13 protein-coding genes are annotated in these 12,440 nt (G+C 33.9%); 11 read left to right on the forward strand and 2 right to left on the reverse strand.

What is annotated here, in order from left to right; translation table 11 throughout:
• Positions 1-5: 5 nt before the first annotated feature.
• From RMR19_RS02680 to RMR19_RS02690, 3 genes are read left to right on the forward strand one after another with little or no spacing between them, the layout of a single operon-like run.
• Positions 6-413: a flagellar protein gene (locus tag RMR19_RS02680; protein ID WP_310601950.1), complete on the forward strand. Its 408-nt coding sequence runs from the start codon at positions 6-8 to the stop codon at positions 411-413.
• 31 nt (positions 414-444) lie between these two features.
• On the forward strand, positions 445-921 hold the full coding sequence (locus RMR19_RS02685) for a hypothetical protein (protein WP_310601951.1): 477 nt from the start codon (positions 445-447) through the stop codon (positions 919-921).
• Positions 922-960: 39 nt separating this feature from the next.
• Positions 961-1,326, forward strand: coding sequence for a response regulator (locus tag RMR19_RS02690; protein ID WP_310601952.1), 366 nt, complete (start codon positions 961-963; stop codon positions 1,324-1,326).
• 59 nt (positions 1,327-1,385) lie between these two features.
• Here RMR19_RS02690 and RMR19_RS02695 read toward each other — a convergent pair whose 3' ends face one another.
• Together RMR19_RS02695 and RMR19_RS02700 are read right to left on the reverse strand one after the other, a co-directional pair.
• On the reverse strand, positions 1,386-2,237 hold the full coding sequence (locus RMR19_RS02695; protein WP_310601953.1) for a CvfB family protein: 852 nt from the start codon (positions 2,235-2,237) through the stop codon (positions 1,386-1,388).
• Positions 2,238-2,260: 23 nt separating this feature from the next.
• Entirely contained in the window at positions 2,261-2,968 is a 708-nt protein-coding gene (locus RMR19_RS02700) for an acyl-[acyl-carrier-protein] thioesterase (protein WP_310601954.1), read from the reverse strand.
• A 239-nt stretch (positions 2,969-3,207) separates the two neighbouring features.
• On the opposite strand from RMR19_RS02700, the gene RMR19_RS02705 reads away from it, so the two are divergent.
• The 8 genes from RMR19_RS02705 (at position 3,208) to secA (ending at position 12,421) form a co-directional block, all read left to right on the forward strand.
• Positions 3,208-3,585, forward strand: coding sequence for a RidA family protein (locus RMR19_RS02705; protein WP_310601955.1), 378 nt, complete (start codon positions 3,208-3,210; stop codon positions 3,583-3,585).
• Positions 3,586-3,642: 57 nt separating this feature from the next.
• Positions 3,643-3,876 (forward strand): polya polymerase, encoded by a 234-nt coding sequence (locus RMR19_RS02710; protein WP_310601956.1) that lies wholly within the window; start codon positions 3,643-3,645, stop codon positions 3,874-3,876.
• Positions 3,877-3,994: 118 nt separating this feature from the next.
• Positions 3,995-4,591, forward strand: coding sequence for a class I SAM-dependent methyltransferase (locus RMR19_RS02715; RefSeq protein WP_310601957.1), 597 nt, complete (start codon positions 3,995-3,997; stop codon positions 4,589-4,591).
• Between the two features lie 12 nt (positions 4,592-4,603).
• A complete protein-coding gene (locus RMR19_RS02720; protein WP_310601958.1) occupies positions 4,604-5,611 on the forward strand; it encodes a CPBP family intramembrane glutamic endopeptidase in 1,008 nt (335 codons plus the stop codon).
• A gap of 67 nt (positions 5,612-5,678) precedes the next feature.
• Positions 5,679-6,605, forward strand: a complete 927-nt coding sequence (trxB, locus tag RMR19_RS02725) for a thioredoxin-disulfide reductase (protein ID WP_310601980.1) — start codon at positions 5,679-5,681, stop codon at positions 6,603-6,605.
• Between the two features lie 224 nt (positions 6,606-6,829).
• Positions 6,830-8,284, forward strand: coding sequence for a C40 family peptidase (locus tag RMR19_RS02730; RefSeq protein ID WP_310601959.1), 1,455 nt, complete (start codon positions 6,830-6,832; stop codon positions 8,282-8,284).
• A gap of 783 nt (positions 8,285-9,067) precedes the next feature.
• Complete coding sequence (hpf, locus tag RMR19_RS02735) at positions 9,068-9,598, forward strand: ribosome hibernation-promoting factor, HPF/YfiA family (protein WP_310601960.1); 531 nt, start codon at positions 9,068-9,070, stop codon at positions 9,596-9,598.
• A 252-nt stretch (positions 9,599-9,850) separates the two neighbouring features.
• Positions 9,851-12,421 (forward strand): preprotein translocase subunit SecA, encoded by a 2,571-nt coding sequence (gene secA, locus RMR19_RS02740; RefSeq protein ID WP_310601961.1) that lies wholly within the window; start codon positions 9,851-9,853, stop codon positions 12,419-12,421.
• Positions 12,422-12,440: the final 19 nt, after the last annotated feature.

Raw genomic sequence — 12,440 nt, forward strand, 5'->3', positions numbered from 1 at the left:
ATAACATGGATGTAAGAAACTGCAAGGATTGTGGAAAACTGTTTAACTATATTGGGGGAATGCCTTTGTGCCAAGCCTGCTTGAAGAGATTAGATGATAAATTTGTTCAAGTAAAAGCATATATTTATGATCATCCAGGAGCAGGAGTGAATGAAGTTGCAGAAGAAAATGATGTAACGGCATCACAGATTCGTAAATGGATTAGAGAAGAAAGATTAGCGTTCTCTGATGATTCACCAATAGGGCTTGCTTGCGAGTCATGCGGAGAAATTATTAAAACTGGTCGTTTTTGTAAGAAATGTAAGGATAAAATGGCAAATAACTTAGGAAACTTATATCAAGAGAAAGTTAGTGAACCACAAGTGAAGAAAGATCCTCGTGATAGAGCAAAGATGCGTTTCCTAGACAACTAAAAAGTGGTATAGGCAAGGAGGGAAGGCTTTAATGGGTCAGATGACATTGGACGTTGGTGAGTTGTTTATTAGCAAATATAAAGAGTTGACAGTTTCTATGTCAAATATTGAACTTGAAGAGGTGTTACCATTTGAACTAGATGGAACTTATATCTTGGGAAAGGTTGAGACAAAGCCGAATGCACCATATGGCTTGGTGTTGTATTGCTATATGTCGGAAGGATTAGTAAAGCAGATTGTTAGCGGCATGAGCAATGGAAAAGTTAGTTCACGTAGTGATACGATATTGTATATAACAGAGTATATTAATATCGTTGGTGGACGAGCAGTTTCTGGAATTAATAATTTTATAGGACAGTCAGTTCGATTTTCAATTCCAGAAATTACAGAGGGGATAGTAGCGATTGGCGATGTAGTCGAGGATTATAAAACTACGACAAGTGCCTTTTTTAAAAGTAATTATGGGGAAATGATTTTAAAAGTTGCTTATACAATTGACGAAGGTTAAAAACTAGCAAAGAGTGTAACTTAAAAGGAGGTAACTACCATGAGTACAAGAGTTTTGGTAATAGATGATTCACCATTTATAACAAATCAGATAATAGAGTTAACAGAGGCGCATGATTATGAGGTGATTGGTCATGCGATGAATGGAGAAGATGGCATTCAGATGGTTGCGGAGATGAAACCGGATCTTATAATTCTAGACATAGTTATGCCTGGTATAGACGGAATTGAGACTGCATCTATCTTATTAAAGGAAGAGCCAAAGCCAAGAATACTTATGTTGAGTTCTATATGTGATGCAGAGACAATAAAAGAGGTTAAAGGATTGGGATTAAAATTCTTAATTCCAAAACCAATTGAACCAGATGTATTGTTAGCTTCAATGGAATTGTTAATGAAAAACTAAGCCAATAAAAAGACAATTTATTATCGGGAATAATCTGATAATAAATTGTCTTTTGTGTTTTATACTAGATGAATTCCATCATCTTCAATTGTGATTTGTTTGTTCTTGAAGAGTCTTCCAATTGCTCTTTTGAAAGCATTTTTGCTTAAATTAAAAGTAGCTTTAATTGCTTCGGGATCAGATTTGTCATTAAAAGGTAAGAAACCATTGTTAGCATTAAGCGCTTCAAAAACAATAGAGGCATCTGCGTCAAGTTGAATATGAGTTTGTTCTCTTGTGCTAAGATTAAGTTTTCCATCTTCTCGAACACTAGTAACGCGAGCAGAAATTTTGTCGCCTGGTTTGAAGTCTGTGAATAATTCATTCTTAGGTATAAGTGCGGAGTATTTATTATCAACTGCAACGAAAGTACCAAAATCACGGCTAAGTTCATAGACGATGCCTTCCACTTTGTCGTTCTTCTCGTATGGAGAATCTGTTTCTAGAAGTTCATAAACTTTCATTGTAGCACATAAACGGCTGCTTTTGTCTATATAGAGGGAAACAAGAATGTTATCACCAACGTGAAGCTCTGAAGTTTGCTCTTTGAACGGGAGCAAAAGATCTTTTGTAAGACCCCAATCAAGGAATGCGCCTATGGAAGCAACTTCTTTTACTGTAAGAAGTGCTAACTTCCCGATTGTAAGAGGCGGAATCGTTGTTGTTGCAATCATACGATCTTCAGAGTCTTTGTATAAGAAAACTTCTACAGTATCGTTTTCTTTTGCTTGCTCAGGAAGCTGTTTTTTGGGAAGTAAAACTTCGTTGTTCTTCATGCTTGAAACGTTAGCAGAGTTATCTACATCTACTAAATAGGCACCGAATTCAACGAAACGGTTTATTCTTAATGTTTGTATTTCTCCTAAATGCATATAGTAATCCTTTCTTAAATAAATTATTGTGCGATAAATTGTATTATCGCATAAGGTTTTCCGTCGGGTTGACAGAGAGTAACAATGCATTCCTTGTCTGTAATAGAACACTTAGGAATGATGGTGTCTCCTAAAAGAGCAGATGTGCGGTAATCAGCGCGCATTTCATGAATAATAAAATCTTTAGGGAGAAACTCTTCAGCTATCTTGATATATTGTCCATTATTCACATGATTGTTAGTATCAAGGAAGGAACGAACAACTTGGATCGGTTGCTCTTCTTGAGATTCTTTAGGAAGCTTGATTTTTCTAGGGGCATACTCCATATCAAGACCATCTTCTAGTGGATATGCAGATGTAATAGAATTAGTAAGCTTAATAGGATGTCCAGTATTCAAATCTACCAGAATCCAGATGGAATTTGCATAAGCACAAACAGCATTAGAGGTATCTGTTATAGTGAAATTACGATAACCGAACATACTATCAAAACCATAAGGCCATGTAGTGGTAGTTATAGTTTCGCCATAAACAGGACTTCGGTTTATAATAATCTGCCAAGAACTTAACATCCAAGAAAAGTTCATCTCGCTCATATGCTCAATGCCAATTTGAAGGTCTTCGGAATGGAAAGTAGTGCAATCTTGAAAGTAATTTATAATTGCGGCTAAATCCAATTTTTTGTTTATGTCTACTTCGCTATAGCGGATTCTGCTTGTAAAACTATACATTATTAATCATGCCTTTCTGCTTTGCAAGGAATTAAGATTAACAAAAAGAGCCTTGCTAATTTTCGGTTACTGCGAAGGTTTTGCTTGAACAGTAACAATTTTCATAAGCTATATTATACCATTCTTTTAATGTTTTTGATAGAAGGAATGAAACAATTTTAATTTACTACTGTAAAATTATGAATAATGGTATATAATAGGAACATAGAAATAAGGATATTAATTTAGGAGGATTCAAAATGAAAACAATTATTAGTACAGATAAAGCGCCACAGGCAATAGGACCTTACTCACAAGCGGTTGAAGTTAATGGAATGATTTATACATCTGGAATGATTCCGATCAATCCTGTTGATGGAACTTTAGTTACAGGACCAGTTGAGGAGCAAGCAGAGCAAGCTCTTAAAAACTTAAAGATTCTTATTGAAGAGTCAGGATCGACTATGGACAAGGTAATTAAAACTACAGTATTTATTAAAGATATGAATGACTTTGTTAAGATTAATGAAGTATATGCTAGATACTTTACTGAAAACTGTCCAGCTCGTTCATGTGTTGAAGTCGCTAGACTACCAAAAGATGTACTTATCGAAATTGAAGCAATTGCTATCAAATAATAAAAATTACGTTATGTGAACTAGTTGTTTATAGATTGTGGAAGGGGGAGACTTAATTTGAAGATTACGAATATATCAGATCCCGAAGAGTTTTTTAAGATGATTGATTCCTGTAAAGGAAAAGTAGAATTAGTTTCAGAAGAAGGAGATCGCCTTAATTTGAAATCTAAATTATCTCAGTACGTGTCTTTAGCACGCGTTTTTTCGGATGGGGTAATTGATCAATTAGATATTATTGCATATGAGGCAGAAGATATTGAGCGCATTAAGGAATATGTAAATAATCAATAACATAATAGAAGAAGTAAAATATGGGGGCTTTCGTAAGAAAGACCCCCTTTGTAATGAATTATCATAGTGCAAACTAAAAATAGATTTGTTATAATACAGATAACTGAAAGGAGGAGTTGTGTTGGACTCGATAGACTATTATAATCGGTTCGCTGCAAAATATTATGAGGAAACAGTGAATGCGACTATGAAAGAGCAATTAAACCAATTTATAGAATTATTACCAATTGGAGGCGCTGTTTTGGATCTTGGTTGTGGATCGGGGAGAGATAGCTTATTTTTTATTGAAGAAGGTTTTGATGTTACTTCTTTAGATGGTGCAGAGAAAATGTGTGAATTGGCGCAAATTCATATTGGTCAAGGGGTTTTGAATTTAACATATGAACAACTAGATTTTGATGAAGTTTTTGATGGAGTATGGGCATGTGCATCATTAGTACATGAAAAACCAGAACAATTATCGACAATATTGCAGAAAGTAATTGATTGCCTGAAACCAAATGGGGTAATGTATATGTCCTTCCGTTATGGAGATTTTCTTGGTTTTAATAGTGAAATTGATTATTATGCATATACGGAAGATACTTTGAGCAGTATAATAGATAAGTGTAGAGAAAATCAGAATATAGAGATTATTAAGACATTTATAACGAAAGATGAAAGAGAAGAATTTTTGGATAACAAATGGCTTAATATATATATTAGAAAACTGTAGGAGCAAAGGTTTATGAATAAAAAAAGGCAAGTTGGGCTTGTTTTTCTATGTACGGTATTAGCTAGCATATTAGCTTCGTATGTTGTAGAAGGGTTACGCACGATTGTGGATAATTCATTTTTGTTGATGCTTGTGAATCAGGCGATACTAGTATTGCCATCCGTGTTATACATAGTGGCATCGCGAATGAATCTGAAAGACGCAATTCGCTTAAAGAAGATTAGTTCATCCAATGTAGTGTTATGTATAATTTTTTCATTTTTGATAATGCCATTAATGAACTTGATAAATGCGATTTCATTATTGTTTTCACAAAATATGATTCAAGCAGCAATTTCGGATATTGTAGATAATAATATGTTGTTCCTTAGTGTGTTTGTAATTGCGCTTTTACCATGTGTGTTTGAAGAGACTATATTTAGAGGGGTACTTTATAATGAGTATCGAAAATCAAATGTGAGAATAGGAATCTTCTTGAGTGCATTTTTGTTTGGGTTAATGCATCAGAATTTTAATCAGTTCTCGTATGCATTTGCAATGGGAATTGTGTTTGCGATGTTAATAGAAGCAACGGATTCTATTGTATCTACAATGATTGTGCATTTTATTATTAATGCAAACTCTGTAATTATGACATATCTATTACCTAAACTGCTAGATGCGATTGAAAAGGTAGGAAGTAAGGTGGAAGGGTATGAAAGTGTTGCAGATACGGTAGTTACGAAAGAGACGATTTTATCTAATATGGGATACTATGTGGTATCAGCAATTATAGCTTCCGTATTAGCTTATATAGTGTACAAAACAATTGCTCAGAATGCGAATAGATGGGAGTATGTGAAATCAATCTTTTCTAAAAAAGCAAGAGAGCGTATGAAGGATTCGAACGAGACACTTGGATTGGAAGTTACAGAAGAAGAGCATGGAGGTATATTTACAGTTTCCTTAATGGTGGGTATTATCCTCTGTTTAGGACTGATGGTATTGACTGAAATATATGTAGCTCAGAATGGATTATAAGTTTTTTGTTAATAGGTCAACGATGCTAATAAGAGCGTCGTTGACCTAAAATATAGAAAGGCATGGTATTACTATGATATATGATGTTATAATTATTGGTTCAGGGCCAGCAGGGTTGGCAGCAGGAATTTATGCACAAAGAGCGGAGTTTAATACGCTTATTATCGAAAAGAATGCTATTAGTGGGGGACAAATTATTAACACATACGAAGTTGATAATTATCCAGGGTTACCAGGTATTAGTGGATTTGAGTTGGCTGAGAAGTTCAGATCGCATTGCGATGGACTTGGTGCGCAATTTATAACAGGTGACGTTATGACGTTCGAAGTTGTTGATGGAGTAAAAAAAATTACATTAGATAATAATGAAGTGTTTGAAGCAAAAGCAGTTATTATAGCAACAGGAGCAGCATATCGTAAGCTGGGTGTTGATGGCGAGTTACAATTCTCAGGAATGGGTGTTTCGTATTGTGCAACTTGTGATGGAGCATTCTTTAGAAACAAAACGACAGTTGTAGTTGGTGGTGGAGATGTGGCGGTAGAAGATGCTATCTTTTTGGCTCGTCTTTGTAAAAAAGTATATGTGGTTCATAGAAGACATGAGTTTCGTGCAGCAAAGAGTCTGTGTAACCGACTTATATCAATGGAGAATGTAGAGATAATTTGGGATAGTGTTGTAGACAAGATTGAAGGAAATGATTTTGTAGAAGCAATTCAAGTTACAAATACGGAAACAAAGGAACAGAGAAGAGTCGAGACAGACGGTGTATTTATTGCTGTGGGGAATATACCGAACAGTGATGTGTATAAAGAAGTGGTTGCAATGGACGAAGCAGGATATATCATTGCGAATGAAAATTGCGAAACAAATATCCCTGGAATATATGCAGCAGGCGATATAAGAACGAAGTCATTGAAGCAAATTATCACGGCAGCAGCAGATGGTGCAAATGCGATTACAGCTGTAGAACGATACTTGAACGAATTAGAATAGCAAGGAAATGTAAAAAAAACCACCTCGAAGCTTGTCGAATAGAGAAAAATTGAGCAAGTTGATAAATTATGATTTGTAATTGTGTAAAGGATTTGTTAATTAGGCATAATAATGGAATGACACAGTATTGACAAAAACGAACTATTTTGTTATAATTAGCAAGTGATTAATTAACAAATTCGTAACAATTACAATAGATATTTAATATTATGGAGGTATTTCGAATGAAGAAGGCTGTATGGAGACGTACATCAATTTGTCTAGCAGCGACATTTGTGTTGTGTACTAGTTCTATCTTGGATTCAAAGGCAATATCGTTTACAAGCGAAACTGGTGTAGCAGGTATTGAATTGTCACTTGGTGATAATACTAGTGCTTATAATGTAGTAAGGGATAGTGATGTTGTTAATATTCTTTCAGGTAAAGTACTTGGAGAAGAAGTTACAACTGATAATAATATAGTAAGTGAAGATACAAAGGCTGATTCAACAGATGAAGCAAAAAGTGATGATGCTGCAAAAGAAGATACAAAAGAGGAAACAAAGGAAGATGCAAAAGAAGAAGAGAAGGAAGAACCAGTCTCTGAATATGCGAATGTTGGTATCTCGATTGCACCTACATATGTTAATGTAAGAAAAGAAGCAAATACAGATTCTGAAATTTTGGGTAAATTATATAAAGGTTGTGCAGCAACAATCCTTGAAACAAAAGGTGAATGGGTTAAAATTAAATCTGGTAACGTAAAAGGTTATATTAATGCAGAGTATTTAGCAATTGGTTTTGATGCAGAAGAATTAGTAGAAAAGTACGGAACTAAAATTGCAACAGTTAATACAACAACATTAAAAGTTAGAGAAAAGAAAAGTACAGACTCAAGAGTATTAACAATGATTCCAATTGATGAGTCTTATGTAGTGCTTAAAGAATATGACGAATGGGTTAAAGTTTCTATTGATGGTGGTTCTGATGAAGATGAAGATAACGGTGTAGTAGGTTATGTTTCAAAAGAATTTGTAAACATTACTGTAGAATTTGAAACTGCAATCTCCGTTGAAGAAGAAGAAGCGAAAAAGAAACAAGAAGAAGAAGCTCGTCAAGCAGAATTAGAGCAAGAAGCTAAGTTAAAGAAAGAACAAGAAGAGCAAAAGAGACAGCAACAACAGAATTCTTCATCGAATAATTCTAAGTCATCAAATAACTCAAACTCTTCATCAAATAATTCAAGTAAATCAAATTCGAATAATTCAAGTTCAAATAACTCAAGTAATTCGAATTCATCAAATAGCTCTTCTAATGCAGAAGCACCTAAGGGCTCAGCAACAGGTAGTAATATTGCAGCATATGCACAAAAATTTGTTGGTAATAGATATGTATATGGTGGTACAAGCTTAACAAATGGAGCAGACTGTTCAGGTTTCGTAATGTCAGTTTATAAGAGCTTTGGTTATAGCTTACCAAGAACATCATCATCACAAGCTACAGTAGGTACAAAAGTAGATATGGGTTCTTTACAACCAGGAGACTTAGTATTCTATGCAGGTAGTTCAGGACATGTTAATCATGTTGCTATCTATATCGGTGGTGGAAAAGTAGTACATGCTAGTAATCCAAGATCAGGTATTAAGATTTCATCTGTAAACTACAGAACACCTTATACTGCAAGAAGAATTGTAAGATAATTAGAAAATTATATAATAAAAATCAATGGATGCGCATAGAATACTATGTGTGTCCATTTTTTTGTTTTTGTTTGCGTACATGCCTGCATTCTGAGTTGTCTAATAAATATCATAAAATATGTGACAATTAACCGAAATAAAAAATATATTAGGTCTACAAAATAATACATAAATTATGAATACTAGCAAAGTGCACAACTAAAAATGAAATCTTGGTGGAAAATGTAAAAGAAAATTTATTCGATGTGGATTAAGTTCAAAAGTTATCCACATTGAATAAGGCATATTTTATGAGGGTTTTGAGTTATACACGAAGTTATCCACATTATCCACAGTGTATGACGTAAAAATTGTGTAGGGATAACTCTGTCAATATAGAATGTTTGTTTTGTTTTTTTTGATAAAAAGTGCATTCGACAAAATTTTTTCATTATTCTTCTTGACATTGTTATTGTCAAATAATAAGAAGAAAGTGTCTACAAATCAAAGAATATTAACTTAATTATAGACTATTAACTTGTTAAATCAGATAACTTTGAACATTATTGAAAGATATATGTAAAAATGCCAGGAATTCGCTTGAAATATTCTGTAGTTGTGGTATAATACATACATAAGTAATACATATTAAGTCTTAGATAAGACAAGTTATACAATTATGAAAACACTTTTAAAATAAGTTTGGTATTAATAAGCGAAAGCTAATTAATATAGATAAGGGGAAAGGCATAAGCACGACAGCAGATGTCATTTTCTAAATGAAGGTAAAAGGAGTTGGACATTATGCGTTATATTATAAGCGGGAAAAACATTGATGTGACAGAGGGACTAAAAACAGCAGTTTACGAAAAAATCGGTAAACTAGAAAGGTATTTCACTCCTGAAACAGAAATTCATGTAACTTTAAGCGTTGAGAAAGAAAGACAAAAAATAGAAGTAACAATTCCAATGAAAGGAAATATAGTTCGAGCAGAGCAAGTTAGTACAGATATGTATGTATCAATTGACTTAGTTGAAGAAATCATTGAACGTCAATTGAGAAAATATAAGAATAAATTAATCGAGAAAAAACAATCAGCAATTAACTTCAATCAAGCATTTGTTGATGATGAAGAAGATTATGATGATGAAGAGATTAACATCATTCGTACAAAGAGATTTGCAGTGAAACCAATGGATGCTGAAGAAGCTTGTATTCAGATGGAATTGTTAGGACATAATTTCTTCGTATTCAGAAATGCTGAAACAGACGAAGTTAATGTTGTTTACAAAAGAAAAGGTAATACATTTGGTTTGATTGAACCTGAATGCTAATTATAATATTTTTATAAAGATAATGGAGAAGGCGCTTGCTAGTGCCTTCTCTTTTAGCTTTGCAATAAGCGGAGCAAAGACTTTAAAAATAAGGAGGTTTTGATTTATTATTTCAGGAAAAAAGGGATAGAATATACGTATATATACTGTAAAAGAATGGGGAGCAATTAAAAAATTAGTTGAATAGTCCAAAGACTAATGTTACAATAGAGATTAGTTTGAATATCACCAATATTATAGGAGTGAAAAATAATGGGATTAATAAATAAAATGTTTGGGACACATAGTGATCGTGAATTGAAAAGGGTATATCCAATTGTTGATAAAATTGAAGCGTTAGAGCCTGAACTTGAAAAACTTTCAGATGAGCAATTAAAGAATAGAACGAAAGAATTCAAAGCTCGATTAGAAAAAGGCGAGACACTTGATGATATATTAGTTGAGGCATACGCAACAGTGCGTGAAGCTTCAAAAAGAGTTTTAGGATTAAGACACTATCCTGTTCAGTTAATGGGTGGAGTAATTCTACATCAAGGAAGAATTACAGAAATGAAAACAGGTGAAGGTAAGACGTTAGTGTCTACATTACCTGCTTATTTGAATGCCTTAAAAGGTGAAGGGGTTCATATTGTAACGGTAAATGATTACCTAGCACACCGTGATGCAGAAGAGATGGGTAAGATTCATCAATTCTTAGGTTTGTCAGTTGGTGTAGTTCTTAATAATATGACAAATGACGAGAGACGTGAGGCGTATGCATGTGATATCACATATGCAACAAACAATGAACTTGGATTTGACTATTTGAGAGATAACATGGTAATCTACAAAGAACAGCTAGTTATGCGTGGATTACACTATGCAATTATCGATGAAGTTGACTCTGTGTTAATCGATGAAGCTAGAACACCATTAATCATATCAGGGCAAAGTGGCAAATCTACAAAACTATATGAAGCATGTGATTTATTAGCAAGACAATTAGAGCGCGGAAAAGAAAGTGCTGAATTAACAAAGATGGCTGCCATCATGAAAGAAGAAATCGAAGAAGAAGGCGACTTCGTTGTTAATGAAAAAGATAAGAATGTAAACTTAACAGAAGAAGGTGTTCATAAAGTAGAAAGATTCTTTAGTATTGAAAACCTTGCAGATCCAGAAAATCTTGAGATTCAACATAATATCATTCTTGCGTTACGTGCTCATAATTTAATGTTTAGAGATAAAGATTATGTTGTTAAAGATGACGAAGTATTAATCGTTGATGAGTTCACTGGCCGTATTATGCCAGGACGCCGTTACTCTGACGGTTTGCATCAAGCAATTGAAGCAAAAGAAAAAGTTAAGGTTAAGAGAGAAAGTAAAACACTTGCAACAATTACATTCCAGAACTTCTTTAACAAATATGAGAAGAAATCAGGTATGACAGGTACAGCCTTAACAGAGGAAAGAGAATTTAGAGATATCTATGGAATGGACGTTATTGTAGTGCCTACGAACCTTCCAGTTGCCAGAATAGATAGACAAGATGCTGTATATAAAACAAAGAAAGAAAAATTACATGCAGTAATCGAGGAGATTATCGAAAGTCATCAAAAGGGACAACCCGTGCTTGTTGGTACAATTACAATTGAATCATCAGAAGAGATTAGTGAACTTCTTAAAAAGAAGGGTATTCCACATAAAGTATTGAACGCAAAATTCCATGAACTAGAAGCAGAAATCGTTGCAGATGCTGGACAACCAGGTGTTGTTACGATTGCAACAAACATGGCAGGTCGTGGTACAGATATTAAGCTTGGTGAAGGTGTAACCGCTGTAGGTGGTCTTAAAATTATCGGTACAGAAAGACATGAATCAAGACGTATTGATAACCAGTTAAGAGGACGTGCAGGACGTCAAGGTGATCCAGGTGAATCAAGATTTTTTATCTCACTTGAAGATGATCTTATGCGTTTGTTCGGTTCAGAGAAGTTAATGGCGATGTTTAATTCTCTAGGTTTCCCAGATGGAGAACAGATTGAACATAAGATGTTATCAAATGCGATTGAAAAAGCACAAACAAAGATTGAAAACAATAACTTTGGAATTAGAAAGAATCTTCTTGAATACGATCAAGTTAATAATGATCAAAGAGAAATTATCTACGAAGAACGTAGAAAAGTTCTTGATGGTGAAAGTATGCGAGATGCTATCTACAAGATGGTTACAGATAATGTAGAGAAGTTTGTTAATCGTTCAATCAGTGACGACCAGTTACCAGAAGATTGGGATTTAGAAGAATTAAACGAACTATTATTGCCAGTAATTCCAATTGAAAGAGTTGAACTATCAAAAGAAGACTTAGAAACAATGAAGAAAGATACATTGATTCAAGAACTGAAAGAAAAAGCTGTTAAGTTATATGAAACAAAAGAAGCAGAATTCCCTGAAATGGAACAGCTTAGAGAAGTTGAGCGTGTTATCTTATTAAAGGTTATTGATAGAAAATGGATGGATCATATCGATGATATGGATCAATTACGTCAAGGAATTGGTTTACAGGCATACGGTCAAAGAGATCCACTTGTAGAATTTAAATTCATGGGATTTGAAATGTTTGATGAAATGATTGAAGCGATTTCTGAAGATACAGTTCGTGCATTGATGCATGTAAGAATTGAGCAAAATGTAGAAAGAGAAGAAGTAGCTAAAGTTACAGGAACAAACAAAGATGATTCTGTAAAAGGACCAGTAAAACGTACTGGTAAGAAAGTTCAACCAAATGATCCATGTCCATGCGGAAGTGGAAAGAAATACAAACAATGTTGTGATAAGAATTTCTAAAATATTTTAACACTATAAA

The organism is Anaerosporobacter sp., from assembly GCF_031551385.1.
Taxonomy (GTDB): Bacteria; Bacillota; Clostridia; order Lachnospirales; family Lachnospiraceae; genus Anaerosporobacter.